Origin of the sequence: Caballeronia glebae (assembly GCF_001545035.1) — a bacterium.
In the GTDB taxonomy this organism is placed as follows: Bacteria; Pseudomonadota; Gammaproteobacteria; order Burkholderiales; family Burkholderiaceae; genus Caballeronia; species Caballeronia glebae.
This window is the reverse complement of the sequence record NZ_FCOJ02000058.1, coordinates 22801-47917: the sequence shown is the minus strand read 5'-3', so window position 1 is coordinate 47917 and position 25117 is coordinate 22801. Positions and strand designations below refer to the sequence as shown.

At 62.9% G+C, this 25117-nt stretch carries 27 protein-coding genes; 13 read left to right on the top strand and 14 right to left on the bottom strand.

What is annotated here, in order from left to right:
* The 3 genes from AWB82_RS29315 to AWB82_RS37365 all read left to right on the top strand — a co-directional run.
* Positions 1-834 (top strand): effector protein Tle3 domain-containing protein (locus AWB82_RS29315; protein ID WP_235023486.1); only part of this gene is annotated, 834 nt, incomplete at its 5' end.
* Positions 835-837: 3 nt separating this feature from the next.
* The gene (locus AWB82_RS29310; RefSeq protein ID WP_086972824.1) at positions 838-1527 is read left to right on the top strand and encodes a T6SS immunity protein Tli3 family protein; all 690 of its coding nucleotides are present in this window, start codon (positions 838-840) and stop codon (positions 1525-1527) included.
* A gap of 247 nt (positions 1528-1774) precedes the next feature.
* Positions 1775-2386: a T6SS immunity protein Tli3 family protein gene (locus tag AWB82_RS37365; protein ID WP_143756908.1), complete on the top strand. Its 612-nt coding sequence runs from the start codon at positions 1775-1777 to the stop codon at positions 2384-2386.
* Positions 2387-2482: 96 nt separating this feature from the next.
* Here the strand turns inward: AWB82_RS37365 and AWB82_RS29305 are convergent, their stop codons facing one another.
* From AWB82_RS29305 to AWB82_RS29255, 10 genes are all read right to left on the bottom strand, one after another.
* On the bottom strand, positions 2483-3703 hold the full coding sequence (locus tag AWB82_RS29305; RefSeq protein ID WP_086972823.1) for an SAM-dependent methyltransferase: 1221 nt from the start codon (positions 3701-3703) through the stop codon (positions 2483-2485).
* Positions 3700-4470, bottom strand: a complete 771-nt coding sequence (locus AWB82_RS29300) for a DUF1365 domain-containing protein (RefSeq protein WP_235023485.1) — start codon at positions 4468-4470, stop codon at positions 3700-3702. The genes AWB82_RS29305 and AWB82_RS29300 overlap by 4 nt, the downstream gene beginning before the upstream one ends.
* Positions 4467-5777, bottom strand: a complete 1311-nt coding sequence (locus tag AWB82_RS29295; protein WP_086972821.1) for an NAD(P)/FAD-dependent oxidoreductase — start codon at positions 5775-5777, stop codon at positions 4467-4469. Before AWB82_RS29295 ends, AWB82_RS29300 begins: the two co-directional genes overlap by 4 nt.
* Positions 5778-5891: 114 nt before the next feature.
* Complete coding sequence (locus AWB82_RS29290) at positions 5892-6497, bottom strand: lipocalin family protein (RefSeq protein WP_086972820.1); 606 nt, start codon at positions 6495-6497, stop codon at positions 5892-5894.
* Positions 6494-7564, bottom strand: a complete 1071-nt coding sequence (locus tag AWB82_RS29285; RefSeq protein WP_407643057.1) for an SAM-dependent methyltransferase — start codon at positions 7562-7564, stop codon at positions 6494-6496. Before AWB82_RS29285 ends, AWB82_RS29290 begins: the two co-directional genes overlap by 4 nt.
* Before the next feature lie 56 nt (positions 7565-7620).
* Complete coding sequence (locus AWB82_RS29280) at positions 7621-8424, bottom strand: DUF1295 domain-containing protein (RefSeq protein ID WP_086972818.1); 804 nt, start codon at positions 8422-8424, stop codon at positions 7621-7623.
* Between the two features lie 171 nt (positions 8425-8595).
* Positions 8596-9324 carry an anti-sigma factor gene (locus AWB82_RS29275; protein ID WP_086972817.1) on the bottom strand — a complete coding sequence of 243 codons (729 nt, stop codon included), beginning with the start codon at positions 9322-9324 and terminating at the stop codon, positions 8596-8598.
* Positions 9321-9926 (bottom strand): sigma-70 family RNA polymerase sigma factor, encoded by a 606-nt coding sequence (locus AWB82_RS29270; RefSeq protein WP_086972831.1) that lies wholly within the window; start codon positions 9924-9926, stop codon positions 9321-9323. Before AWB82_RS29270 ends, AWB82_RS29275 begins: the two co-directional genes overlap by 4 nt.
* Positions 9927-10031: 105 nt before the next feature.
* Positions 10032-10472 carry an SET domain-containing protein gene (locus AWB82_RS29265; protein WP_086972816.1) on the bottom strand — a complete coding sequence of 147 codons (441 nt, stop codon included), beginning with the start codon at positions 10470-10472 and terminating at the stop codon, positions 10032-10034.
* 457 nt (positions 10473-10929) lie between these two features.
* Positions 10930-12183, bottom strand: a complete 1254-nt coding sequence (locus tag AWB82_RS29255; RefSeq protein WP_086972814.1) for an MFS transporter — start codon at positions 12181-12183, stop codon at positions 10930-10932.
* Positions 12184-12313: 130 nt separating this feature from the next.
* Here AWB82_RS29255 and AWB82_RS29250 point away from each other — a divergent pair, with 130 nt between their 5' ends.
* Positions 12314-13186, top strand: coding sequence for a LysR family transcriptional regulator (locus AWB82_RS29250; RefSeq protein ID WP_086972813.1), 873 nt, complete (start codon positions 12314-12316; stop codon positions 13184-13186).
* Between the two features lie 23 nt (positions 13187-13209).
* On the opposite strand, the gene AWB82_RS29245 is transcribed toward AWB82_RS29250, so the two are convergent.
* Positions 13210-13488: a hypothetical protein gene (locus tag AWB82_RS29245; protein WP_086972812.1), complete on the bottom strand. Its 279-nt coding sequence runs from the start codon at positions 13486-13488 to the stop codon at positions 13210-13212.
* Between the two features lie 109 nt (positions 13489-13597).
* Between AWB82_RS29245 and AWB82_RS29240 the strand changes: the two genes are divergently transcribed.
* Positions 13598-14986 carry an FAD-binding oxidoreductase gene (locus AWB82_RS29240; protein ID WP_086972830.1) on the top strand — a complete coding sequence of 463 codons (1389 nt, stop codon included), beginning with the start codon at positions 13598-13600 and terminating at the stop codon, positions 14984-14986.
* On the opposite strand, the gene AWB82_RS29235 is transcribed toward AWB82_RS29240, so the two are convergent.
* Entirely contained in the window at positions 14983-16050 is a 1068-nt protein-coding gene (locus tag AWB82_RS29235) for a DMT family transporter (protein WP_086972811.1), read from the bottom strand. The genes AWB82_RS29240 and AWB82_RS29235 overlap by 4 nt on opposite strands.
* A 126-nt stretch (positions 16051-16176) precedes the next feature.
* On the opposite strand from AWB82_RS29235, the gene AWB82_RS29230 reads away from it, so the two are divergent.
* Positions 16177-16467 carry a hypothetical protein gene (locus AWB82_RS29230; protein ID WP_086972829.1) on the top strand — a complete coding sequence of 97 codons (291 nt, stop codon included), beginning with the start codon at positions 16177-16179 and terminating at the stop codon, positions 16465-16467.
* Between the two features lie 93 nt (positions 16468-16560).
* A complete protein-coding gene (locus tag AWB82_RS29225; protein WP_086972810.1) occupies positions 16561-16899 on the top strand; it encodes a cupin domain-containing protein in 339 nt (112 codons plus the stop codon).
* Here the strand turns inward: AWB82_RS29225 and AWB82_RS29220 are convergent.
* Positions 16896-17798 carry a LysR family transcriptional regulator gene (locus AWB82_RS29220; RefSeq protein WP_086972809.1) on the bottom strand — a complete coding sequence of 301 codons (903 nt, stop codon included), beginning with the start codon at positions 17796-17798 and terminating at the stop codon, positions 16896-16898. The genes AWB82_RS29225 and AWB82_RS29220 overlap by 4 nt on opposite strands.
* Positions 17799-17919: 121 nt before the next feature.
* Here AWB82_RS29220 and AWB82_RS29215 point away from each other — a divergent pair, with 121 nt between their 5' ends.
* The 5 genes from AWB82_RS29215 to AWB82_RS29195 all read left to right on the top strand — a co-directional run bounded on the left by AWB82_RS29215 (position 17920) and on the right by AWB82_RS29195 (position 22504).
* Positions 17920-18873 (top strand): hydroxymethylglutaryl-CoA lyase, encoded by a 954-nt coding sequence (locus tag AWB82_RS29215; RefSeq protein ID WP_086972808.1) that lies wholly within the window; start codon positions 17920-17922, stop codon positions 18871-18873.
* The gene (locus AWB82_RS29210) at positions 18870-20018 is read left to right on the top strand and encodes a CaiB/BaiF CoA transferase family protein (protein WP_086972807.1); all 1149 of its coding nucleotides are present in this window, start codon (positions 18870-18872) and stop codon (positions 20016-20018) included. The genes AWB82_RS29215 and AWB82_RS29210 overlap by 4 nt, the downstream gene beginning before the upstream one ends.
* A 59-nt stretch (positions 20019-20077) precedes the next feature.
* Positions 20078-21517 carry an MFS transporter gene (locus AWB82_RS29205; RefSeq protein ID WP_086972806.1) on the top strand — a complete coding sequence of 480 codons (1440 nt, stop codon included), beginning with the start codon at positions 20078-20080 and terminating at the stop codon, positions 21515-21517.
* Between the two features lie 237 nt (positions 21518-21754).
* Entirely contained in the window at positions 21755-22144 is a 390-nt protein-coding gene (locus tag AWB82_RS29200; RefSeq protein WP_086972805.1) for a hypothetical protein, read from the top strand.
* Between the two features lie 102 nt (positions 22145-22246).
* Positions 22247-22504, top strand: coding sequence for a hypothetical protein (locus tag AWB82_RS29195; protein WP_086972804.1), 258 nt, complete (start codon positions 22247-22249; stop codon positions 22502-22504).
* Between the two features lie 58 nt (positions 22505-22562).
* Here the strand turns inward: AWB82_RS29195 and AWB82_RS29190 are convergent, their stop codons facing one another.
* Positions 22563-22874 (bottom strand): hypothetical protein, encoded by a 312-nt coding sequence (locus AWB82_RS29190; protein ID WP_086972803.1) that lies wholly within the window; start codon positions 22872-22874, stop codon positions 22563-22565.
* An 896-nt stretch (positions 22875-23770) separates the two neighbouring features.
* Here AWB82_RS29190 and AWB82_RS29185 point away from each other — a divergent pair.
* Positions 23771-24928, top strand: coding sequence for a porin (locus AWB82_RS29185; RefSeq protein WP_086972802.1), 1158 nt, complete (start codon positions 23771-23773; stop codon positions 24926-24928).
* Positions 24929-25117: the final 189 nt, after the last annotated feature.

The following is a 25117-nucleotide window of genomic DNA, read 5'->3' as shown; positions in this document are numbered from 1 at the left end:
CCACACGACCGAATCATGGGCATGACGCCGCTCCAGAGTATTGGCTGGCAGGGCGTTGAGCCCAAGCTGTTGGACGAACTGGACGACACAGTAAAGCAGCGCATGCTAGCGCGGGTTACGCCAGTAGGGGATGAGCCGGGCGTCAAGCCTTTTGGCAAGTTGCCGCCTATCCAGGATCCCGTTCCGGGAGTTGATCCTAGCGCCTTTTGGAACGGCAATCGTGGTATCCCGAGGCTTTGGGCTAAACCACCGTTGGACCAGACGGTGCGTATCAATGCGGAATCCGTACCTAATCCATTAAGCGCCGAGGACATGCGTCCTTTTGAGCAGTCGCGAAACAAACAACCCGCGATGGGTGCAATTGATCCAAAAACAGGACGCCTTCGCGAGCCTTCTAATCCGTATCTGGCTTCGGCAGTCGATCCTCACAGAACACTAGAGCGTGCCCCCGATCCATACACGCAAGGGCGGGTGTATAGCCGCGAAACAGAGGAGGAAAAGATGGAGTTCTTGAACAACTACCACCCCGAACCGACCAATCACAGCACAATTCCTGACAGCGTCGAGTTCATGAAGCGGGTGGTTGCCTATGACTTGCCGATCGGTTTCTGCGATGCCGCTGACGATGTCGAATTCTGGAGCGAGCTAATTAAGCGAGCTGACTGGACGCAAGGTTATGACGTGTACTTCAATTCGGGCACGTTTGAACCGGTCGCCAAGCCTTCTACGGTCGATTGGAAGACCGTAAGGGATGAAGTGAATGAGGCCGATGCGATGAGACTGAAGCAAAAGCTCGAAGGCGATCAGCGATTTGAACTGTACGGACGGCGCTAAATCATGAAGAGAGTTCTACTTACTGGGGTGCTTTTCTTGATGTTGCAAGCGTGCGCGAACAGCGGGCCGAAGCCGTTTATCTACGCGGACTTTGAGCGCGCAAAGGTTCTGCCCTACGATTCGCCCCCACAAGTAATTTATAGAATTGACGATCATCGTTTTGTCACTTTGGAGCGCTATCGCGACTGCAATTATGGTGATACATACTTCAACGACACAAAGACCTCAGTGCGAACGTACTTGGGTCGTGCCGGTATCGAGAATTTCCAAGGAAAACTCATTATTTCCGATCCGACAGAAAGGAATATCGTGATTCCTTCATCAGCTCCGCCCCAATATGTCTGTGGAGATCGTGGGTGTTCCGTCTCACTGATCTACTCGATTGATGGCGGTGTGACTTTCGACTGGAACCCTTTCATACACTCTTTCGTTCCGTACAAAGACACGAGTGAATATACGGTTTTGGTGACTTCGGATTCATACTATATAGCACGAGCAGAAGGGTCTGGAGCATACGTTAAGAAGTTTCCATTGGTATCTGGATACCGCTATGGGCAAGGTGAGATTCCGGGAGGGCGTCACATCGAGTACGGCGTCAAATTGCCTTCCGACATGCACTCTCCATCGGGCCAAGAGCGCTTTTCCTGTGATGCCTCTATCCGTCCGACCAACCCCGACGCTCCGCTAAAATAGGTCTCTGCAACATGAACCCCGTCCGTTTTGGCGATTTCACCACCCATAATGGCGTTGTTAAAACGCATCGTCGACTTTCTCGCTCGCCGGCAAGGCCCAAGGTGAAACGTCGAGTGCCGGCGAGCGTGCAAATTGATCCGAATATCATCGTAGGGACGGGGCTATATCATGAAGAGAATTTTACTTACCGGTCTGCTTTTCTCGATGTTGCAAGCGTGCGCGGGCAGCGGGCCGAGGCCGTTCGTCTATGGAGACTTTAAGGCCATCAAAGGTTCTGCCCTACGATTCGCCCCCACAAGTAATTTATAGAATTGACGATCATCGTTTTCTCACTTTGGAGCGCTATCGCGACTGCAATTATGGTGACACATACTTCAACGACACAAAGACGTCAGTTCGAACGTACTTGGGTCGTGCCGGTATCGAGAATTTTCAAGGCAAACTCATTATTGCCGATCCGACAGAAAGGAATATTGTGATTCCTTCATCAGCTCCACCTCAATATGTTTGTGGAGATCGTGGATGCTTCGTCTCGTTGATCTATTCGACCGATGGTGGACGTACATTTTATGGAAAACGCTTCATGCACTCCTTCGACCCCTACACAGACACAAGCGAATATACAGTATTGGTAACGTCCGACTCGTACTACGTTCAACAAACGGGGCCGGCGAGCGAGTACGTTAAGAAGTTTCCATTGGTATCTGGATACCGCTATGGGCAAGGTGAGATTCCGGGAGGGCGTCACATCGAGTACGGCGTCAAATTGCCTCACGGCATGCATTCTCCATCAGGCCAAGAGCGCTTTTCCTGTGATGCCTCTATCCGTCCGACCAACCCCGACGCTCCGCTGAAATAGATCTCGGCAACACGAAGAACCCGTCTGCTTTGGCGATTTCACCATCCACGATGGCGTTGGGAAAAAGCCATCGCTTGATGACAGAACCGCACACGATCAACGCCCACACGCCTCGCGCGACACCACGAAGTGCATGACATCGGTGCGCGCTTCATCGAAACCGGCTTCGCAATAAGCCAGATACAACCGCCACGTGCGCACGAAGGCTTCGTCGAATCCCTGCGCGCGGACCGCATCGGTATGCGTTTCGAACGCATGTCGCCAATAGCGCAGCGTGCGGGCGTAGTCCGCGCCGAACGAGAGCGTCGCGCGCGCATCGAGTCCCGCGCGCCGCGCCGCGCGCACGAAGCGCTCCGGGCTCGGCAGCATGCCACCCGGAAAAATGGTCTCGCGAATGAAATCGCTCGACGCGCGATACGTGGCAAAACGCGCATCGTCGATAGTGATCGACTGCACGAGCGCCTTCGCACCCGGCGCGAGGCAGCGGCGCAGCACGTCGAAATACGTGGGCCAGAAGCGCTCGCCCACCGCCTCGAACATTTCGATCGACACCACCGCGTCGTACTGGCCGCGCAAATCGCGATAGTCGCGCAACGCGATATCGGCGAGTTCGCTCAGTCCGTCGCGCGCGATTCGCTCCACGGCGAACGCGTGTTGCGCGGGCGAGATCGTCACGCCGTGCACGCGGATGCCGAGGCGCGCCGCGTGCCGCGCGAAGCCGCCCCAGCCGCAGCCGATCTCCAGCACGCGCATGCCGGCCGCGAGCCCGAGCGTATCGACGATGCGCTGATACTTGCCATGCTGCGCCGCTTCGAGCGCAAGCTCGGCGTCGCCATCGAACCATGCGCTCGAATAGGTCCAGGTCGGATCGAGCCAGAGCGCATAGAACGCGTTGCCGATGTCGTAATGCGCGTGAACGTTGCGGCGGCTGCCCGCGCGCGTGTTCAGGCGCAGCCGATGCCGCACGTTGTGCCAGCATTGCGCGACGAAGCCGCCCGCGACCGTGCGCGCGAGCGCCGCCTCGTTGCGGAGCGCGAGTCGCAGCAAGGCGCACGGATCGGGCGTGTCGAGCCATTGCGCGCGATACGCCTGAGCAAAGCCGATGTCGCCCGCGCGCAGAATCGCGCGGCAGGCGCGCCAGTCGTGGATGAACAGACACGCGGCCGGTTGCATGAGCGGATCGCCGAATACGCAGCGTGCGCCGTCGGGCGTGACGAGCACGAGATGTCCCACGTCGATTCGGCGCAAGAGGCCGAGAAAAATCCGCGCGGACAGCGGCATTGCCGATGGCGCGGAAAAGGACCGCAGCAAATTCATGATCGAGCCTTTTTTTTCGTTTCTTCCGCGTTCGGCGGATGCTTGCCGTGAAAAGGCACGCGCTTCATCCAAAGCCGTAGCGCCTGCCAGTGAATCCTCACGATGACGCCCGCGGCGAATAGCGGCGCGAGCAGCAGCGCGCGCCACGCGAGCGCGCCGGTGAGCGGCTGCGCGACGAGGCCGATCGCGGTGCGGATCAGAAGACCGTCGCGGTCGCGATAATCGATCGAGATGCTCAAACGATCGCCACGCCGCCGCACGCGAAACGCGTAATCGCCGACGACATCGCAAAAAGGCGAGACGTGCAGCGTCTTGCGGCAGACGAGCACGGTGTCGTCGGTGATCGGCGCGTGATCCTTCGCGCTCAGCAAGTAGCCGCGATGCTCGCCGAAGGTGTTGCGCACATCGGCGTAAAGCGCGCGCAACGCGCCCGCGCGGTCGTGGCAGAACCAGAAGCTCACCGGATTGAACGCGTAACCGAACACGCGCGGAATCGTCAGCAGATGGATTTCGCCGTCGGCGGGAATGCGCGCCTGCGCGAGGCACGCGCGCATCCAGAGATCGAGATCGCAGTCGTTGCGCGGACCGTAGTCGCGTCTGAAAAGCGCGAGCGGCCGAATGCGGTCGATGCCGAACCACGCGCAGCGCAGCGCATCGAGGCGCGCGACATCGCAACGGACGTATCGCACCGGATAGTCGAAGCGATGTCGCGCCGGACGCAGCCGCTCGTGCATCACGCGGCCCGTCAGCCATTGCGCCGTTCTCATGGTTTCGCCCATGCCGGTTGGACGCCGAAATCGCGCGCGACGCGCAACGCGGATTTCAAGCCGTCTTCGTGAAAGCCATAGCCGGTCCATGCGCCTGCGTGCCACGTCCGGCGCGCGCCCTGAATGCGCGGCAAACGCGCCTGAGCGTCGATGGCCGCGAGATCGAAGAGCGGATGCTCGTACTCGTAGCGGCCGAGTTGTGCGCCGGGCGCGGGTTCATCGACGGGATTGAGCGTGAGGACGACCGGCGTCCTGAAAGGCAAGGGCTGAAGCTGATTGAGCAGATAGCTCACGCAGACCGGCGCGGCCGCGTCGCGCACGAAGCCCGCACGCCCCGCACGCGCACCGATGTAATTCCACGCCGACCAGACGCGGCGGCGGCGCGGCAGGAGCGCGCAATCCGTATGCAGCACCGCGAGGTTGCGCTGATAGCGCACGGCGCCGAGCACCGCGCGCTCTTCGGCGGACGCGTCGTCGAGCAGGCGCAGGCTCGTCGGCGCGTGCGTCGCGAGCACGATGGCGTCGAAGCGCTCGGGGCCGGCATCGTCGGTCATCACGATCACGCCGTCGTCGTCGCGGCGAACGCCTCGCACGCGCGCGTGCGTGCGCACGTCGTCGAGCGTGGCCGCAATCCGCCGCACATACTCGCGCGCGCCGCCCACGACCGTTCTCCACGGCGGCCGGCCGTTCACCTGCAACAGCGCGTGATTGAGACAGAAGCGCAGAAAGGTCGCGGCGGGAAAGCGCAGGATGTCGTTCGCGGCGCTCGACCAGATCGCCGCGGCCATCGGCAAAAGATAGTGGCGCTGAAACGGCGCGCCATAACCGCCCTCGACGAGCAGTTCGCCGACCGAGCAGCGATTCGCGCTCACCCGTTCCAGATGCATATGAGCCGATGCGTTGAAGCGCACGATGTCGCGCAGCATGCCGATGAACGACGGCGAAAACAGATTGCGCCGCTGCGCGAAAACGGTATTGAGATTCGTGCCCGCCCATTCGAAGCGTCCGCCGTCGAGCGACACGGAAAACGACATGTCGCTGCGATGCGCGGCCACGCCGAGTTCGTCGAAAAGCGCGATCAGATTCGGATACGTGCGGTCGTTGAACACGAGAAAGCCCGTATCGACGGGATGTTGCACGCCATCGAGCGCGATATCGACGGTATGTGTATGGCCGCCGAGATAATCGGCCGCTTCGAAAAGCGTCATGCGATGCGCGCGCGAAAGCAGATACGCGCTCGCGAGACCGGCGATCCCCGCGCCGATCACCGCGATGCGCAGCTGTCCTTCTTTTGTCGATGAATCCATGCTGGACGGTCTCCTCGCGCCAAAAGGTCTCCTCGCGCCGCGTGGACGTGGCTGTTTCCGACAGATACGAGAGAGACGCGCGCGCGGATGCACGCGCGTCGCGCTTGAGTCAGGTCAGTCGCGCTGGCCCGGACTTTGAAACCCGGGCTGGCCGATTTGCCCGGGCGATTGCGGCACGCGACGAAAACGCGCGGTGTCGTAGCCCATCGCGTCGAGACGCGCGAGCATCGAGCGATAGACGTCGTCGTTCATCGACGGTTCGCGCGAGAAAATCCAGCCGAGCTTCCTGTTCGGATAGCCGAGGATCGTGTAGCGATAATCCGGATCGACGTAGAGAGTGAGTTGCGTCACGTGAATGGGCCAGAAAGGTTGCACGCTCCATTCGCCGCCGTTGCTGCCCGGCTTCACCGTATCGATGAAGTGATACGTCGTTTCCTCATGCTCGAAACCGTTCTTGCGGCCGTGAAAGACGTCGTCGATTTTTCCGTCCGCGCGCAGCGACCACTGCACGTGCGTGCCGACGAAATCGCGCTCCGCGAAGTACGGAATATTCGCGATGACGTACCAGCGTCCCATGTAGCGCGGCACGTCGACCGGCACGGTTTCAAGCGGCTGGTTTGCTCGCGGATTCGGGTTCGGCGGACTCGAACAACCCGCCACCGCCACGACGACGCCAGCCGCCAGCAACGCAACGACGAGCGCCCGTTTCGTGTTTGTCATGACGTCACCTTCATCGGACGTTTCTCGAACAGATAGTGCGCGACGCCCCATTCGCGGCCGCGCGCATAGCCGAACAGTTCGGCCACCGCCATGTAGAACATGCGCCAGCGCTGGAACCAGATCGCGGCGGCGTCGCCGTAGACGTCGCGAAGCATCGGCATGACGCGAACGCGCGCGGCATCGAGTGAATCGAGCCACTGATTCGCGGTGCGCGCGTAGTGCGTGCCGTTCACCCACCATTCACGCGTCACGCGCAGATCGTCCTGAAAGTGCAGCAGCAAGGACGCGGACGGCATCGTGCCGCCGGTGAAGAAATAGCGCGACATCCAGTCGCCGCCGTCGCGCGACGTGAAGTGATACGCGAGCGTCGCGTGCGCGAAGTGGTGGACAAAAAGTCGTCCGTCGTCGGCGAGCCAGCGAGCGATCTTCGCGAGCAGAAGGCCGTAGTGCTTCATGTGCTCGAACATTTCGATCGACAAAATGCGATCGAACGGTCTCTCGTCGCGCGCGAAATCGAAATCGACGATGTCGCCCGTCACGACGCGCAAGTTGATAAGCCCGCGCTGCTTCGCCCGTGCTTCGATGAACGCGCGCTGCCCGCGAGAGTTCGACAGCGCGACGACTTGCGCGCGCGGATAGCGCTCGGCCATCCACAGCGCGAGCGAGCCCCAGCCGCAGCCGAGATCGAGAATGCGCTGACCATCCGCGAGTTGCGCGCGCTTCGCATACCGTTCGAGCATCGCGAGTTCGGCCTGGGCGAGCGTCTCGTCGCCACGCGGATAAAAACCGCACGAGTACTTCAGACGCGGTCCGAGATGCGCCTCGAAGAAGGCGTCCGGCAGCTCGTAGTGCTGCGCGTTGGCGGCGTGCGTATCGATGGCGATCGGGCTCGCGCGCAGTTCGCTCAGGAAACGTTCGAACGCTTGCGTGCGCAACGCGTTGTCGTTCGCATGCTCGTCGATGAGACGCTGGCGGATCAGCATGCGCATGCCGGCGCGCACGAGCGCATCGGGCAAGAGGCCGCGCTCGCACGCGCGAATGATGCGGCTTTCGTCGAACGCGGGCATGTCGGCGGGAGCGACGGAGGCGACGGATGCGGCGGGCGTTTCGCGAGCGGCGATGTTCATCGGTTTGTCCTTGCTTTGTTCATGCGGGTTTTGCGCGGCCACGGAATCAGCGCGCTCGTCGTGCGCATGTAGTCGCGATAGCCGTCACGCGTCTCGGCGAGATGCGCTTCCAGAATCGGAATGCCCGATACCTTCAGCAGCAGCCACGCCATCAGCACGGGCGGCGCGAGCGTGGCCCAGTCCCACGGCATGTCGATCGACAGCACGGCGTACGCGATCCAGTGCACGCATTCGAAGAAGTAATTCGGATGACGCGAATAGCGCCACCAACCCTCGCGGCACACTTTTCCGCGATTCGCGGGATCGGCGACGAAGCGCTTCAGTTGTCGATCCGCCGCCGCTTCGCCCGCAACGGCGACGATCCAAACGACGACGAAGCCCGCGATGCAGAGCGGGCTCGGCGCATCGCGCGCGTAGGCGGGCACGAAGAACGCGATGGCGAGCAGCATCGAAATGAATGCCTGCAACTGGAAGAAGCCGAACATGTTGCGCGCGGCGTGTTTGCCCCAGCGTTCACGAAACGCGTGATAGCGCGTGTCTTCCGGCTTGCCGCGATTGCGCCGCCACAAATGCCACGCGAGCCTCGCGCCCCAGACGGCGCCGCCCGCCGCGACGCACACGCGATTGACCGCCGCGCCCGTCCCGCAAACGCCGATAAAAAGCGCGGCCGCGCCGAGCGAGGCGGCCCAAACCGGATCGACCATGCCGGCGTTTTCCGTGCGCAACTGCCAGAGCCACGCGACGGAAAAGATCAGCACGAATCCAATGACGACGATGAGGACAGCGACGGCGACAGGCATGGCGGCTCCGCGAACACGCGTTCACCGAGCAATACGGACGCCGAGCGCGCGCGGATGCAGCGAACGAAAAATGGACGCTTGCCGTGAGAAAAGGCACGACGCGACACCGACGCCGCCATCGCGTGTTAGGCGATGGGCGGCGCACGGCGTGCAAAGACTGCAATCGTCAGGTCAGGTCGAATGCATCTGACCGGTCGCGAGCACGGGGCCGGTCGGTGCGCCGGTCGGTGAGCCACCGGGCGGCTCGTCCGACACCGCGAGCACGGCCTGCGTGCTCAACTGAGCGACGATCTCGGGCGGCAGCGTCATCGTCGCGGGACGATCGGACGGGAAGACGCCGAGCGCAATCGGCTTCGCGTTCGGCGGGATGAGCCACAGTTCCGTCGCGCGATTCGCGGGGATCGTCACGCGTGACGTGGGCACGACGACCATGCGCGCGGCCCGCACATCGACGGTCGCGGTCCAGTGCACGACGCCATCCTTGCGCGCGATCGACGCAACCATGTATTCGCTCGGCGCGGCTGCCGTCACCGGCGCTTCTGGCGCTTGCCGCAGCAAGGTGAAGGTCACGCCGAGCAGGACGAGCGCGGCGACGCTCGCGCCGATCGTGAGCCAGCGCCACACGCTCAGGCTGTCCCACCAGCGTTCGCGCTTCTTCTGCGGCGTCAGGAAACCCAGATCGCGGCGGATGCGCGTCCACACGCGCTCGGGCGGCGCGAGCGCGCGTACATCGTCGGCGAGTGGCGCGAGCCGTCGCTGCCAGTCGTCGAGCGCGCGCTGCAATGCGGGATCGCGCGACACATCCGCTTCGAGCGCGGCGCGTTCCCGCGCGTCGAGCACGCCGAGCGCGTATTCGGCGCAGCGCAGATCGTCGTCGTCGTTGCGAGCGGGCGTGTTCATTGTTCGAGACAAGTCTTGAGTTGCATCAGGCTGCGGCGAATCCAGCTTTTCATCGTGCCGAGCGGCACGGCGAGCCGTTGCGCCAGTTCGCTATACGTCGCGCCGGTGAAGAACGCCTCGCGGATCGCGCTCTTCTGCTGCGGCTCCAGCCGGTCGAGGCACCATTCGAGCCGCCGCCGTTCCTGGCTCGATTCGGCCGCGACGGCGGGCGTGGGAGCTTCGTCGGCGATCTCGCTTGCATCGTGTTCGCCGAGCAGCTCCTCGCGATGCTGCCGCATGCGGTCGATCGTGCGATTGCGCCCGAGCGTCAAGAGCCACGTGATCGCGCTGCCGCGTGCGGGATCGAAGGTATCCGCGCGACGCCAGGCCGTGGCGAACACCTCCTGCAGAATGTCTTCGGCCTCGCCGCGGTCGCGGATCATGCGCACGATCACGCCGAACACGCGTGCCGAAGTCGCCCGATACAACTCGGCGAACGCTTGCTCGTCGCCCTTCGCGACCTTCGCGAGCATCTGGTCGATGCGCTCGCGGCGCAGGCGATCCGCGTCGCCGGGGGAACCCGGATCGACGTTGCCGGTGCTGCCGGAAAAGGTGTCCGTCATGAGCAGATTGAGTGTGTCGCACTGTGGCATCGCGGTTCGCGGCTCGCATCATGGTTCATGACGATACGAGCGGCGAGGCTTCGAGGATGCTCCAGGATGCGATCGTTATTTGTGCGACAACATCGTTCCGCGGCAACCCGACGCGAGACATCGGCATGCGTAGAGCCGCTTGAGCGCCGCGGTGCGCCGGCCATCGACGGTCAGGCAATAGTCGATGAACAACTCCTGTCCCTTGCCGATCGGCCGGATCGCGCGGATGAACACGCGCTCGCCGTCCTGCTCGGCTTCGCAGTTCGGCGCGCAACTGTGATTAAGCCAGCGCGCGGAATTGCCGCCGCGCGCGCCGTCGATGACGGTGCCGTCATCGAGACCGAAGAAAAAGGTATGACCATCTTCCGCATTCGATTTCGCGTGGAGGCGCTGCGCTTGCTTCCACGACAGACGCAGGCCTTTGTATTCGAGCAGCATCGCGCCCGTGGGCAGGTCGGCGAGAGCGAAAACGCCCCGGCCATGAACCGGAGATGTCCGGACGGTGATTCGACGCATGGTGTGGCGGGCCGCAGTGAGGAGGTTGAATATTTGAGCGCAGGCGTGAGCATCGTTATGATGTGGCCGTCATAAATCGCTGTCACGTCCATGCCCGCAGTTTCTCCCCGCAAGAGCAGAAAGCGCAAGCCATTACGCGGATCGCTTGCACGATATCGCAATAGGATCGTCGAAGTACTCGGGGAGGCGCGCGGTCAGCGCGTGATGATACGGTCGATCCACGACGATGGCGTCGAGCGGCGCACCGCGGTGAAGTGGATCAATCTGCTGCCGGTGGAGACGGAGTTGTTTTAGCTGGCTGCCGGCGCATAGGCGATGCGATGCGATGCAAGCGCGACAAGTCCGCGCTCGGCTGCCTGACGAGCGCCGAGAACTGCTCGACCCGCTGCCCGGTGATGCGCACGCTCGGCCCGAAAAAACATTGCGAACCGGCGACCGTCGGAATCGCGCATTCGTTCTAGGACCGGTCGCGCTTCTGAACGATACGGCTCACCACCGCAAGGCAGATCGCGAGCAACACGCCCGCATAGACCACGACCGCCGGCCATCCGCCGTGTTGCCAGAAAGACCCGCCGATCGACCCGAGCACGCTCGAACCGACGTAGTACGCCAGCAGATAGAGCGACGCCGCATGTCCTTTGGCGCTGCCGGCCAGTTGACCGACCCATCCGCTCGCGACCGAGTGCGTCACGAAGAAGCCGATCGTCACGAGCACGATGCCGACGATCACCGTCACGAGCGAGGTCGAAAGCGTCAGCGCGAGACCGATGGCGAACAGCACGACACCGCTGACGAGAACCGGTGCTCGTCCGAGCCTGTCGGCAAGCGCGCCGGCAGTCGACGACGACACCATCCCGAACAAATACGCCCCGAAGATCAGGCCGCATGCTGTCGCGCTCAGGTTGAACGGCGGGGCGACGAGTCGAAATCCCGCGTAGTTGTACACCGTCACGAACGCGCCCATCGCGAGGAAGCCGATTGCGAACACGAGCGGCAGGACGCCGTGAAACAGTTGAGCTTTCCAGAGCTGGAAATGATGCCGAAGAGTCAGGTCGGTGCGTTTGACGAAACGCCGTGACGGCGGAAGCAGCATCACGAACGCGACGGCCGCGATCAAATCCACGACACCGATCGTCGACATGGCCGTGCGCCACGAGAAATACTCTTCGAGAACGCTCATGCCGATGCGTCCGATCATGCCGCCGAACGCCGTGCCGCCGACATAAAGTCCCATCGCGAAGCCCAGTCCTTCGGCCGCGATTTCCTCCGCGAGATAGGCCATGGCCACGGCGGGCACGCCGCCGAGCGCCAGGCCTTCCATCGCGCGCCACACGAGCATCGAGTCCCAGTTCGACGCGCTCGCCGCCAGCAAATTGAACAATGCCGCCGATGTCATCGACGCGAACATCAGTCCGCGCCGTCCGATTCGCTCGGACAACGCGCCCGCGCACAGAATGGACACCGCGAGAAATCCGGTCGATACCGACAGCGACAGCGAACTGCCCGCCGCGCCGATCTTGAACTCCCGCGCGAAAGCCGGAAGAAGCGGCTGGACGCAATAGAGCAGCGAAAACGTCGAGAAGCCGGCGAGGAAGAGCGCGAACGCGATGCGCCGATACGCGGCCGAAGCCGGCGAAACGCCGCCTGGAAGCGCGCGCGCCGAAGCTGCGCTTTCTTGGGTCGCAGACGATGAAATCGAAGGGGAGGACATGGGCGTTGCCGTCGATGAGTAACCGGGTTCATTCTTGCCAATGCGCGCTCATATGTCCAATATATGAAACCATGCCCAGCGATATGTTTGGCACTGGCTTCGTCGTCTATCTGAGAGGGAAAGCAAGGAAATGGAGCTTCGGCATTTGCGCTACTTCTTGGCCGTGGCCGAGACCGCGAATTTCACGAAGGCGGCGGAGATGCTCGGCATCGGTCAGCCGCCTCTCAGTCAGCAAATAAAAGCGCTGGAGCAGGAACTCGATGTCGTGCTCTTCAAGCGCACCGCGCGCGGCGCGGAACTGACGCTGGCCGGACGCGTGTTCGCCGACGAAGCGCAACGCGTGCTCGATGGCGCGCAACGCGCCGCGCGAGCAGCGAAACGTGCGGCGCGCGGTGAAACCGGACATCTGCGCGTCGGGTTCACGGGCACGGCGGCGTTCAACGAGCGCGTGTCGGGGCTGATCCGCAAATTTCGGGAAGCGTATCCCGACGCGGAACTGACGCTGCACGAAGCGGCTTCCGGCGTGCTCTTGGACGAGATCGAAGCGGGTCAACTCGACGTGGCCATCGTTCGTCCGGAGCGTCGCGTCGCGGATATCGTTCAGCAGCAAAGCTGGGACGACGAGCCGATGCTGGTGGCCTTGCCCATCGGTCATCCGCTTGCTTCCCGCAGGCGAATCGAGTTGGCGGAACTGATCGACGAGCCCTTCGTGCAAGTGCCGCGCGCGGCGGGCGGCACGCTATTCGACGACATCGTCGCCGCATGCGCCGCGGCGGGTTTCGAGCCTCGGCTGGCGCAACCCGCGCCCCAGATGGCGTCCGCCGTCACGCTCGTGGCCGCGGGGCTTGGCATCTCCATCGTGCCGAAGGCGATCACGCAGGTGCGCGTCGCGGGCGTGGTCTATCGTCCGCTCGTGGCGCGCGGTTTGCGCGCGCGGCTCGCGCTGGCGTCGCGGCGCGACGATCCGTCGGCGGTGGTGCGCAATTTCCTCGCGCTCGCGTGACGACACCCGGCCTCGGCCGACGCTCAGTTCGTCAACAGCCCCCGCGCCTGTTCGAGCAACGCGGCGGCGGCGAGAAATTGCTTTCGGCCCGCCATCGTGAGCGCGCCGATTGCGGTGTCCTTGAAAAGCTCATCGTTCGATGTGACGCGCGTACTCGATTCCCCGATCCGTCCCTGACGCAGCCGATAAAACGCCACCATCTCGAACGCCTGCGCGCGCAGATCGCCGTCCACGCCGGCCGCCACCAATTGCGCCGCGCCGGTCAACTGAGCCAGCGCGCTTTCGTAGTCTGCCCGTTCCATCGCCGCGATCTCCCGAATGCTTGCCGATAATTTTCGCGCGTTTTGGGTCAAACTATCGCATCTGGCATCGAACGAAACAACGAACCGAAACAACGAACGGAGACGACGCATGGCAGTAAGCGAAGCAGTGATGGCATTGCGTGAAGCGCTCGGCGCGCAGGTCGTGGCGCTGCCTGACGAGTTCGGCGAGCGGCGCGTCGCGGACTGGAGCGGCTTGCCCGGCGCGACACCGCTCGCGATCGTCCGTCCGCGCAACACGGATGAAGTTGCACAGGCGCTCGCCATCTGCTCGAAGCATAAGCAGCCGGTCGTCACGCAAGGCGGCCTGACCGGACTGGTCGGCGGCGCGAATCTGCTTGGCGGCGAAGTGAGCTTGAGTCTCGACCGCATGAACCGCATCGTCGAGATCGACGAAATTTCCGCGACGATGACCGTCGAAGCGGGCACGCCGCTGCAAGTCGTGCAGGAAGCGGCGAGCGCGGCGGGCTTCTACTTTCCGCTCGATCTCGGCGCGCGCGGCAGTTGCTCCATCGGCGGCAATCTCGCGACGAACGCGGGCGGCAACCGCGTCATCAAGTACGGCATGATGCGCGACCAGGTGCTCGGCGTCGAAGCGGTGCTCGCGAGCGGCGAGATCGTCGGCGGGCTCAACAAGATGATCAAGAACAACAGCGGTTACGACTTGCGGCATCTCCTGATCGGCAGCGAAGGCACGCTCGCGGTGATCACGCGCGTCGTGCTGCGCTTGCGGCCGAAGCCCACGGCGACCGCCACCGCGTGGTGCGGCCTGCCCGATTTCGCCGCGGTGACGACGCTGCTCACGCGCGCGCAGGCGAGCCTCGCGCCGGGTGTGTCCGCGTTCGAAGTCATGTGGGCCGGCTATCACGACACGGTCATCGCGAATCTCAAGAACCTGCGCGCCCCGCTCGCCGGGGCGCATCCGTTCTACGTGCTGCTGGAAAGCGTCGGCACCGATCCGGCGCGGCACGGCGAAGCCTTCGAGGAATTTCTCGGCGGCATGCTCGAAGCGGGCATCGTGACCGACGCGGCGATCGCATCGAACGAAGCGCACGCGCGCGATTTCTGGGCGATCCGCGACGCGCCCGGCGAATACGATCGCTTCATCCCGAACCACGCGGCGTACGACGTGAGCTTTTCGATCGCGCAAGTCGGCGACGCGGCCGCGCAATGCGAGGCGCGTTTGCGCGCGCGCTGGCCGGGCGCGATCGTGATGACCTACGGCCATCTCGGCGACGGCAACATTCACATCGTCGTCGATATTCCCGGCCGAGGAAAACAGGATCACGACGACGTCGATGCCCTCATCTACGATGTCACGCGCGAGTTCGAAGGATCGATTTCGGCGGAGCACGGCATCGGCCTGAAGAAGCGCGCGTATCTGCATCTCGTGCGCCGCGAAGCCGATATCGCGTCGATGCGCGCGATCAAGGCGTCGCTCGATCCGCACGGCTTGCTCAATCCGGGCAAGGTGTTCTAGCCGCGCTTGTGCGAATGCCGGTGATGAATGTCGGGAAAATGCGCGTGCGAGTGCGTGATCGGCAGATGCGCGTGCGGGTGCGTGTGCGGTTCATCGCCGGAATACGGAAAGTCGTGCGTGTGCCGATGATGCGCGTCGTGCACATGCCGATGCGTATGTTCCAGCCGCTCGTGCGTGTGTTCGTGCTCGTGCCGCTCGCGCACGTGCAGCCACACGCCGAGCGTCATCAGCGCGGCGGCGATCCAGAACGGCGCGCCCGGCGCCTGCGGCCATATCGCGAGCGAAAGCGCGACGCCGAACACCGGCGCGACCGAGAAGTACGCGCCCGTGCGCGCCGTTCCCAGATGCCGTAACGCGATCACGAACAGCACGAGACTCACGCCGTAGCCGCAAAAGCCCGTCGCCATCGCGGCCATGACGATTCGCGGCGCGCCCGGATGCGCGCCCATCGCGAAGGCGATGCCCAGATTCGTCGCGCCCGCGACGAGTCCCTTCGCGCAGGCGATGACCATTGCGTCGGCGGTCGAGATCTTGCGCGTCAGATTGTTGTCGATGGCCCAGCAGAGGCACGCCAAAGCGATCAGCAGCGCGCCTGTCGTCGTGTGGGTTGCAGCCGTTCCCGCGCCCGTTCCCCACGCAAGCACGACGCCGCCCGCGACGATCGCGGCCATGCCGAGAAAGACCGAAGCATCCACGTTCTCCCGAAAAACGATCCACGCGATCGCCGCCGTCAGCACGCCTTCGAGGTTGAGCAAGAGCGAGCTTGTCGCGGCGGGCGTGCTCGTCAAGCCGAGCATCAACAGCGCCGGCCCGGCGACGCCGCCGAACGCGATCGCGCCGCCAAGCCACGCGATCTCCCGCGCGCGCAGGCCGTGGCCGGTCGCGCGCCAGAACCGGCGGCCGAACAGAATCGCGCCGAGGCCGAAGCCGCTGCCGAGATAGAAGAGGCCCGCGACCATGAACGGCGGCAGCGGGCCGAGCAGCGCCTTTGCGACCGGCGTGGTCGCGCCGAAAAGCGCGGCGGCGGTGAGGGCGACGAGGATCGCGGAGAATCGGCTTCGCATAGTCCAAAAGTGTAGTTCACGTCGATTCCGCCGATGATTCGACGCTCGCCGCGCTCTCATTCTTCGCTCATTTTCGCCGCGCAGAATGCCTCCATCGACAAACAACTGCAGCGCGGGAGACAGGAAATGAGGACGATCCAATACGTGATAGTGGCCGCCAAACTGACCTTCGGCCTCGTGACGGTCGCGCAGGCGCATCCGTTCATCGGCGTGGGCATCGTGGGCGGGCCGGTGTTTCCGGTCGCATCGAGCGCGCAGAGTGCGCCGCCGTTGCCGGTCTATGCCCGCGCGACCGGTTTCGGTCCCGCGCCGTTGCCGCCCGAAGCGCCGCCGGTGCGTTACGCGGAACCGGCCATCGGCAATATCGCGGCGATCATGGGGCACGCGAATGCTTCGGTTCTTCAGAACGGCGTGTGAAGCGGCGTGCGGCGCGGCGCTTCGCAATCGCGTTCACATCGAAGCTAAAAAGATTCGTTTGTCCCGTCTCGCGCGCCGCGTTAGCCTGAGCGCATGACCCAAATCATCGACTACGCAGCCATCGCCGATGCCGCGCGCGACGGCTACATGAATCGCGTTATCTCCAGCGTCAACGATCACGACGTTCATATCAGCGTGATGGACGCGCCGTATCCGTGGCACTTTCATCCGAACTCCGACGAGACCTTCGTTTCGGTCGAAGGCACGCTCGTCATCGAGTTCGAGGAAGGCGCCGTCGAATTGCGCGCCGGGCAATTGCTGACCGTGCCCGCCGGCAAACCGCATTGCACGCGACCGGGCGGCGCGCGCTCCGTCAACTTGACGGTCGAGAAAACGGACGCGCAAACCGTGTTCTGCGACGCGCCCACCTAGCGTGCCGCGCGCGTTTCCAGATGCTTCACGAGCCGTTGCGCGGCGGGCTGCAACGCGTCGAAGTTCCGGAAGCACACGACGAAGCGGCGCTTCGCGAACGCATCGGAAAGCGGAATGGCTTCGATGCCGAGCGCCTGCCGATACGTTCCCGCCACTTCCATCGGCACGACGCTGATGCCGAGGCCCGCCGCGACGACGCGAAACGCGGCGTCGAAGCTCGACACGATCACGCGATACGACATCGACTTGCCCGCTTGCGCCGCCGCGCGTTGCAACATCGTATGCACGGCGGTCGCGGGCGGCAGACCGACATGCTCGAATTCCAGCGAATCCTCGAAACTCACCGAGCGCCGCTTCGCGAGCGGATGACCGGCCGGCACCGCGAGCGCAAGCTGGTCATGCCGATAAGCGCGATGTTGCAGTCCGCGCAGATCCACGCTGTCCCAGCACACGCCGACCGACGCCACGCCTTCGCGCAACTGCCGCACGAGATCGTTCGATAGCCGTTCCTCGACATCGACCTTGATGTTCTGGTTGGCCGGCTCGCGCATGAACGACGCGATATCGTCGAGCAACGCCTCCGCAATCGCCGATGCCGACGCGCAAATGCTCACGCGCCCCATCAAGCCGCCGCCGAACGCCGCGACGTCGTTGGCGATGCGCTCCATCGTGAACAACACGCTGCGCGCGTGTTCGAGCAACGCGATGCCCGCGGGCGTCGGCTCGACGCCGCGCCGCGAGCGCGAGAACAACGGCACGCCGAGCGATGTCTCCAGTTGCGCGATGCGCTTGCTGATCGCGGAAGGCTCGATATGCGACTCGTGCGCCGCGCGCGCAATGTTCTGATGCTCGCAGACCGTCACGAAAAGACGCAGCGTTTTCAGGTCGATATCGCGCATGGTGATGGCCGATTCCTCTGACGTTCCGAACGGGAAGCATGAGCCTGCCAAATTACCGCTTTTACGGCATTTGCGGAATCTCTAAAGTCGAGTCCATACACACAAGACCCGGAGACGAAACATGCCCGCGTTCCCACCGAACGCCGTAATCCGCGAAGTCGGCCTGCGCGACGGCTTGCAGAGCATTCGCACGATCTTGCCGACCGAACGCAAGATCGAATGGATCGGCGCTGCCTACGCCGCCGGTCAGCGCGAAATCGAAGTTGGTTCGTTCGTGCCCGCGCACCTGCTGCCGCAACTCGCGGATACAGCCGAACTCGTCGCCTACGCGAAGACGCTGCCGGGTCTTCTGGTTTCGGTGCTCGTGCCGAATCTGAAGGGCGCGCAACGCGCCATCGAAACGCAAGCCGATTTGATGCTCGTGCCGCTTTCCGCGAGCCGCGCGCACAGTCTCGCGAATCTGCGCAAGACGCCGGAGGAAGTCGTCGATGAAGTCGGGCGCATGCGTGCGGCGCGCGACGCGGCGGGTGCGAAGACGCTGATCGAAGGCGGCATCGGCACCGCGTTCGGGTGCACGATGCAGGGCCGCGTCGACGAGGCCGACGTGCTTCGCTTCATGCAGGCGCTGCTCGATGCGGGCGCGGACCGCGTGAGCATCGCCGATACGGTCGGTTACGCCGGTCCTCGTGCGGTGCGCGAACTCTTCGCGAAGGCGCGCGATATCGCGGGCGAGCGCTTCTGGTGCGGCCACTTTCACGACACGCGCGGCCTCGCGCTCGCCAATGTCTGCGCCGCGCTGGAAACCGGCGTCGCGCGTTTCGATGCGACGCTCGCGGGCATCGGCGGCTGTCCGCATGCGCCGGGCGCGAGCGGCAATGCGGCGAGCGAAGACCTCGCGTTCATGCTCGCCGATATGCGCATCGACACCGGCATCGACATTCCCGCGTTGCTGGACTTGCGCGCGAAACTCGCGCGCTGGCTCGGCGGCGAAACGCTGCGCGGCGCGCTCGCGCTCGCGGGCTTGCCGCTCATCCACGAATCGAATCCTGCAATCGAAGCTTTGAGGACGATATGAGTCATTCAACTCTGCCGCTGGAAGGCGTGCGCGTGATCGAGTTCACGCATATGGTGATGGGCCCGACCTGCGGCATGATCCTCGCGGATCTCGGCGCGGAAGTCATCAAGATCGAGCCGCCCGGCGGCGACAAGACGCGTAATCTGCCGGGACTCGGCATCGGTTTCTTTCGCTCGTTCAATCGCAACAAGAAGAGCGTGGTCATCGACATCAACACGGAAGAGGGGCGTGAAAGCGCGCTCGAACTGATCGGCGAATGCGACGTGCTGCTCGAAAATTTTCGCCCTGGTTTGATGACGAAGCTCGGCCTCGGCTACGAAACCTTGTCGAAGGCGAATCCGAAACTGATCTACGTGTCGCACAAGGGTTTTCTGCCGGGACCTTACGAAAAGCGTCTGGCGCTCGATGAAGTCGTGCAGATGATGGGCGGCCTCGCCTACATGACCGGTCCGGCGGGCAGGCCGCTGCGCGCGGGGACGTCGGTCAACGACATCATGGGCGGCATGTTCGGCGCCATCGGCGTGCTTGCCGCGCTGCGCGAACGCGATCTCACCGGGCGCGGCCAGGAAGTGCAAAGCGCGCTCTTCGAGAACTGCGTGTTCCTCTCAGCGCAACACATGCAGCAATACGCGATGACGCGCGAAGCGCCGCCGCCGATGCCCTCGCGTGTATCGGCATGGAGCGTGTACGACGTGTTCACGCTGGCCGAAGGCGAGCAGTTGTTCATCGGCGCGGTGAGCGACAAGCAGTTCGTCACGCTCTGCGATGTGCTCGAACGTCCCGATCTCGCCCAGATGCCCGAGTTCGCGACCAATGCGATGCGCGTCGAGGTGCGGGCGCATTTGCTTGCGCGGCTCGGCGAGATTCTCGCGGATCATCGCGCGGACGAGCTTGCGCCGAAGCTCGAAGCGGCCGGCATTCCCTATGCGCCGATCATGCGGCCCGAGCAGTTGCTCGACGATCCGCATCTGAAAGCAAGCGGCGGTCTCGTGCCGATGCAGACCGACGACGGCGGCACCACCGAGGTCGTACTGCTCCCGCTCACGATGGGCGGACGTCGCCCGGGCGTGCGGCAACCGCTCGCGCGCGTCGGCGAGCATACGGACGAAGTGCTCGGACGACTGTCGAAGCGCGTCACGGCATGAAGCAACGCGACAGGCGCATATAAAAACGAAGCGCCGTCGCCAACTCAGGAGACAAGACAATGCAGCCAACTTTAAGCACGGTCGCCGGGCCGCTCGCTTCGCCCGATGTTCGCGTCGACACGACGCCCGGCGCGCAAATCTCGGCGCGCATGGATCGACTGCCGATCACGCGGCATCTGTGGATGCTCGTGTTTCTCATCTCGCTCGGCGGCTTCTTCGAAATCTACGATCTGATTTTCACGGGCTATATCGCGCCGGGCATGGCGAAGAGCGGCCTCTTGCAAACCGCCACGCACGCGTTCTTCGGCTTCACCGGCATCGCGGGTTTCATCGCGGCGACGTTCGCGGGACTGTTCATCGGCACGTTCTTCTTCGGCTGGCTGCCGGACCGTTACGGGCGACGCAGCGTGTTCACGTTCTCGCTGCTGTGGTATTCGATCGGCTCGGCGATCATGGCGTTTCAGACGACGCCGGAAGGCGTCATCTTCTGGCGCTTCGTGACGGGCATCGGCGTGGGCATCGAGATCGTCACCATCGACAGTTACGTGACCGAGCTCGTGCCGCAGCACATGCGCGGCCGCGCGATGGCCTTCAATCAGATGGTGATGTTCGCGGCAGCGCCCGTCGCAGCGCTGCTTTCGTACTGGCTCGTGCCGGAAACGGTGTTCGGTCTCGACGGATGGCGCGTCGTCGTGCTCGCGGGATCGGTCGGCGCGGTCGTCGTGTGGTTCATCCGGCGCGCGGTGCCGGAAAGCCCGCGCTGGCTCGCGATGCACGGCCGCCACGAGGAAAGCGAACGCGTCGTGAGCGACATCGAGCGCGTGGTTCAGCGCGAGTCGGGCGCCGCGTTGCCGCCGCCGGCGCCTGTCGTCGAGCAGCCGGCGCATCGGCGGGCGTCGCTTGGCGAGCTGTTCGTCGCGCCGTATCGCTCGCGTCTTGTCATGCTCGTCGTCTTCAACTTCTGTCAGGCGATCGGCTATTACGGCTTCGCCAACTGGGTGCCGACGCTGCTCATCGGGCAGGGCATTACCGTGACGAAGAGCTTGCTGTATTCGTTCATCATCGCGTTCGCCTTGCCCATAGGGCCGCTCTTCGCAATGTTCTACGCCGACCGCGTGCAACGGAAGTATCTGATCGTCGGCGGCGCGCTCGTCGTGATCGCGAGCGGGCTCGCGTTCGGGCAGATGAAATCGCCTGTCGCGCTCATTGCGCTCGGCGTGCTGATCTCGCTTGCGGGGCAAACCATCTCGGTGTGCTATCACGCGTATCAGACCGAGCTCTTTCCGACGGCCGTGCGCTGCCGGGCGAGCGGCATCGTCTACTCGGCGAGTCGCGCGGGCGCGATGATGTCGGGGTTCATCATCGCGTCGCTGCTGAAGGATTTCGGCGTGCCGGGCGTGTTCACCGGTATCACCGTGTGCATGTTGATCGTCGTGCTGGCGATCGGGCTGTTCGGACCGAAGACGAACGGGCTGCGGCTCGAAGATCTCAACCGCTGAACGCTTTCACCTACCCGTGCGCGAGCTTACGTTCGAAACGCAGTGCAATCGGACAGGCGCTCGCGCACGCGGCATCCTATGCTAGAGCGGGAACGACTCCTGCTCGCGCGGCTCCAGGCGAGCGGTGCAGGCGAAACAGGCTCGCGATCATCCTTCTTCTCGATCACGACAGCGCTCTCTCTCGCATGAGACGTCGTATTGTTTCGGCCTCCGGCGACGAGCGCAGGCTTGAGCCTTATGAACACGCAATTCAGCGAACAATGTAAGTCCCGGCTGTACCGGTTGAAGTTCGAGACGCCTGTCGAAAGCGTCGCGTTCGTGCTCGCCGACAGCCGCGAGGCCGCGTGGCGCATCGGCAAAACGGTGATGGCGGTGTTGCTCGGCGTGGGTGTGCAGCACGTATCGCTGCACGATATTCGATCGTTTCGCGAACTCGTGCGCGTCGGCGTGAGCGATGACGAAGACATGCGTGTCTTCGAACTCGCCATCGTGGGCGGAAAGGTCGCCGAATGGACGCACGCGCCGTACTTCCTCACCGACGACGCCACGCTGCTCGGCAAATGGGCCGAACTGCGCGCCGATCTCGCCGCGGACGTCGCGCGCACGGCGCTTCGCCGCGCGAAATAAGCCGCTTCGCGCGAGCACGATTCACGGGTACGCCGCGTGCTCAAGCCACGCCATATTCGCGGCGCGTCTATGTGCGCCGTCCGAGAATGACGGGGTGCCCCGATGATACGGTCGTATAACCACAAAGGCTTCGTGCTCGAAGTCGCCATCGAATCGAGCAGCAGGCTCGTGCCGTCGCCCGGCGAAGTGCGCTATCTGGCGAGCGTGACGATCAGCCGGTCCGGAAGGCCGGTCACGGCGTTTTCGCCGTTATCGATCAAGAACACGCGCTATTCGAGTTTCACGTCGGTCGAGGATGCGCTGATGAACGCTCACACGGCGGCATGCAGATTGGTCGACGAATTGATGCGAGCGGCGTGATGTCGTGCCGCGAGACGATGACGAAGCTAGCCGTCTTCGTCATGCGATGCGGATCGGGCTAGGCGGCGGCGCGCCGGCTTTGTTGCCCTTCCTGGGCGTCGGCGGCGGTATCGAGCGCCTCATCGAGCAACGCGAGCTTGCGTTGAAGCGACGCCACGCGCTGACTTTGCGACGGCACGAGATCGTATTGCGCATCCAGTTGCGAAATGCGCATGTCCCAATAACTGGCGGGAAGACGATCCGAAGTCACGCCGACTTCTACGAAACTCGCCAGAATCGTTTCCAGATGGATGAGTTCGCGTTCCGCGAGTTGAGCGGGGCGTCGCTGTCGAAATGCTGGGACGGTCGTTGCAGTGTCACTTCTTTTCATGTAGCTATTTCCGGCTAGATTTGCAGAGACCTCTATTAGAGCAATCAATGTTCCGTACAGGCGATTCAAGCTAATTCATTTTGTTTCGAAATGAAACGCCCGGAGCGCGAGAACCACTGGGCGTCACGGCAAACGTTTGCCGGACAGTTACATTTTTTTTAGAACTGGTTCCTGATTTCCGAAGATCGGCGGCGATATTTGCAACTTCGTCGCCCTCGGCGCGTGCGAATTCTGCGCAAAAATTTCAACGCGCGCGATATTCAGGAACACATATCGCGAGGGAATTTTGAGTTCGATCCATCTGAATGCGATTCGTTCCAATGCATCGAAAATACGTGTATTCGATAGCAAATTGAAAGGAAACGATGAAAACCGACAAATGCTTCGGGTAACTGATCGATTACGATCAAAAAGAAAAGAGGGGGATTTGAAAGACGCGCATTATGTGCGCGATATTGGCAGCCGTGAAATCGGCCAGATTAAATGCAGGCGTGTTAAAACAGAGCGGTTTCCTCTCGCGAAACCGCTCCGTGTCCGCAGAATATCCGCTCGGAGAACTTTAGACCGGAACCAGCTTAACAAACCATGTTTGTTTTTATAAACCGCATGGGCCGCAATGGACTCTTCCTGAATGCGCAGTAATAACGTCGTCGATGTGCAACAGACAATTCAGCCTCGCGACCGCCGCATCGCCGCTAAGCGCTTGAGCTAAAAAGAATATGAAGCGTCTTGCATGCCGATTCACAGAATCGGCAAATGATTATTGCGTCCGATACGCGGACACATTCAAGTGCCCGTCGCATAAAGTGTGACCCAGTTTCCCCGAGGACAAGTCGCCATCCAATCGGCTCTTCGATCCCTGGAAGCTTCCGCATTAAACAGGACACTAGAGAACCATGAAAAAAACCCTTCTCATCGCGGGCATTCTCGGCACGTTCGCGGCAGCGGCCCACGCGCAGAGCAGCGTTACGTTGTACGGCACGCTGGATGCAGGTCTCGTCTATACGAACAACTCCGCCGGCCATAGCAACTGGCAGCAAGGCAGCGGCTCGGTTTCCGATACTTACTTCGGCCTGAAAGGCAGTGAAGATCTGGGCGGCGGGCTGCACGCGCTCTTCAGGTTGGAGAGCGGCTTCAACCTGAATAACGGCAGCTATTCCGAAAGCAACACGATGTTCAATCGTCAGGCATATGTCGGCCTTCAGCATGATCAATACGGCACCGTCACGCTCGGCCGCCAATACGATTCGATGGTCGATTATCTGTCGCCGATCTCGGAAGCAGGCGCGGGTTACGGCAATAATCTGAGCGCGCATCCGTTCGACAACGACAATCTCGATCATTCGTTCTCGATCAAGAACTCGGTCAAGTATCAGAGTGCGAATTACGCGGGCTTCAAGTTCGGCGGCCTGTATGGATTCTCGAACGACGCAGGCCAGTTCGCGAACAACCGCGCATGGAGCGTCGGCGCGTCTTACGGCCTCGGGCCGCTGAACGTCGCCGCGGCCTATTTGCAGACGAACAATTCGCGCAACAACCTGAATGCGAACGGCGCGGTTTCGGCGGGTCAGGGCAACAACGCCAATCTGACGGCCGAGCAGCAGCGCACGTTCGGCGCGGGCGTGAACTACGCGTATGGCCCGGCGACGGTCGGCTTCGTGTGGACCAACACGCACTACGACAACCTGCTCGCCGCGTCGCAAGGCGGCACGACGTTCGCGCTGCCGGGCGCCTCGAACCTGCACCTGAACAACTTCGAGTTGAACGGCCGCTACTTGCTCACGCCGGCGCTGAGCCTCGACGCCGCGTACACGTACACGGACGGCAAGGTGTCGGGCGCGAACGGCTCGGGCGATCCGAAGTGGCACACCGTTTCGCTGCAAGCGGACTACTCGCTCTCGAAGCGCACCGATGTGTACGTCGAAGGCGTGTACCAGCACGCGTCGGGCGAACTGGGCAATGCAGGCGCGAACGTCGCGATGATCAACACGCTGTCGCCGTCGTCGACGGGGAATCAGGTTGCGGCGACCGTAGGTCTGCGTCACCGGTTCTAAGCGCAGCGTCGTAAAAGCGGCCGCGATCGATGAGATCGCGGCCGTTTTGCATTATTTCTTCTCCAGCTCCGCCACGAAGCATGAGCACGCGCTTCATCGCCCGCTGCTAACATGCGTTGCCGACCCACGCGAGCAACACGCGACCAACGCCGGAGGAGACATGCCGCATGATCCCCGCGCGCGCCTGAG

Excerpts from the sequence above, each read along its gene's own strand:
- AWB82_RS29255 (WP_086972814.1), bottom strand. The coding sequence starts at position 12,183 with ATGTCCTCCCCTTCGATTTCATCGTCTGCGACCCAAGAAAGCGCAGCT.
- AWB82_RS29210 (WP_086972807.1), top strand. The coding sequence starts at position 18,870 with ATGAGTCATTCAACTCTGCCGCTGGAAGGCGTGCGCGTGATCGAGTTC.
- AWB82_RS29275 (WP_086972817.1), bottom strand. The coding sequence starts at position 9,324 with ATGAACACGCCCGCTCGCAACGACGACGACGATCTGCGCTGCGCCGAA.
- AWB82_RS29285 (WP_407643057.1), bottom strand. The coding sequence starts at position 7,564 with ATGCCCGCGTTCGACGAAAGCCGCATCATTCGCGCGTGCGAGCGCGGC.
- AWB82_RS29215 (WP_086972808.1), top strand. The coding sequence starts at position 17,920 with ATGCCCGCGTTCCCACCGAACGCCGTAATCCGCGAAGTCGGCCTGCGC.
- AWB82_RS29225 (WP_086972810.1), top strand. The coding sequence starts at position 16,561 with ATGACCCAAATCATCGACTACGCAGCCATCGCCGATGCCGCGCGCGAC.
- AWB82_RS29205 (WP_086972806.1), top strand. The coding sequence starts at position 20,078 with ATGCAGCCAACTTTAAGCACGGTCGCCGGGCCGCTCGCTTCGCCCGAT.
- AWB82_RS29235 (WP_086972811.1), bottom strand. The coding sequence starts at position 16,050 with ATGCGAAGCCGATTCTCCGCGATCCTCGTCGCCCTCACCGCCGCCGCG.
- AWB82_RS29240 (WP_086972830.1), top strand. The coding sequence starts at position 13,598 with ATGGCAGTAAGCGAAGCAGTGATGGCATTGCGTGAAGCGCTCGGCGCG.
- AWB82_RS29230 (WP_086972829.1), top strand. The coding sequence starts at position 16,177 with ATGAGGACGATCCAATACGTGATAGTGGCCGCCAAACTGACCTTCGGC.
- AWB82_RS37365 (WP_143756908.1), top strand. The coding sequence starts at position 1,775 with ATGGAGACTTTAAGGCCATCAAAGGTTCTGCCCTACGATTCGCCCCCA.
- AWB82_RS29200 (WP_086972805.1), top strand. The coding sequence starts at position 21,755 with ATGAACACGCAATTCAGCGAACAATGTAAGTCCCGGCTGTACCGGTTG.
- AWB82_RS29280 (WP_086972818.1), bottom strand. The coding sequence starts at position 8,424 with ATGCCTGTCGCCGTCGCTGTCCTCATCGTCGTCATTGGATTCGTGCTG.
- AWB82_RS29300 (WP_235023485.1), bottom strand. The coding sequence starts at position 4,470 with ATGAGAACGGCGCAATGGCTGACGGGCCGCGTGATGCACGAGCGGCTG.
- AWB82_RS29310 (WP_086972824.1), top strand. The coding sequence starts at position 838 with ATGAAGAGAGTTCTACTTACTGGGGTGCTTTTCTTGATGTTGCAAGCG.
- AWB82_RS29250 (WP_086972813.1), top strand. The coding sequence starts at position 12,314 with ATGGAGCTTCGGCATTTGCGCTACTTCTTGGCCGTGGCCGAGACCGCG.
- AWB82_RS29295 (WP_086972821.1), bottom strand. The coding sequence starts at position 5,777 with ATGGATTCATCGACAAAAGAAGGACAGCTGCGCATCGCGGTGATCGGC.
- AWB82_RS29190 (WP_086972803.1), bottom strand. The coding sequence starts at position 22,874 with ATGAAAAGAAGTGACACTGCAACGACCGTCCCAGCATTTCGACAGCGA.
- AWB82_RS29245 (WP_086972812.1), bottom strand. The coding sequence starts at position 13,488 with ATGGAACGGGCAGACTACGAAAGCGCGCTGGCTCAGTTGACCGGCGCG.
- AWB82_RS29220 (WP_086972809.1), bottom strand. The coding sequence starts at position 17,798 with ATGCGCGATATCGACCTGAAAACGCTGCGTCTTTTCGTGACGGTCTGC.
- AWB82_RS29270 (WP_086972831.1), bottom strand. The coding sequence starts at position 9,926 with ATGACGGACACCTTTTCCGGCAGCACCGGCAACGTCGATCCGGGTTCC.
- AWB82_RS29265 (WP_086972816.1), bottom strand. The coding sequence starts at position 10,472 with ATGCGTCGAATCACCGTCCGGACATCTCCGGTTCATGGCCGGGGCGTT.
- AWB82_RS29305 (WP_086972823.1), bottom strand. The coding sequence starts at position 3,703 with ATGAATTTGCTGCGGTCCTTTTCCGCGCCATCGGCAATGCCGCTGTCC.
- AWB82_RS29195 (WP_086972804.1), top strand. The coding sequence starts at position 22,247 with ATGATACGGTCGTATAACCACAAAGGCTTCGTGCTCGAAGTCGCCATC.
- AWB82_RS29185 (WP_086972802.1), top strand. The coding sequence starts at position 23,771 with ATGAAAAAAACCCTTCTCATCGCGGGCATTCTCGGCACGTTCGCGGCA.
- AWB82_RS29290 (WP_086972820.1), bottom strand. The coding sequence starts at position 6,497 with ATGACAAACACGAAACGGGCGCTCGTCGTTGCGTTGCTGGCGGCTGGC.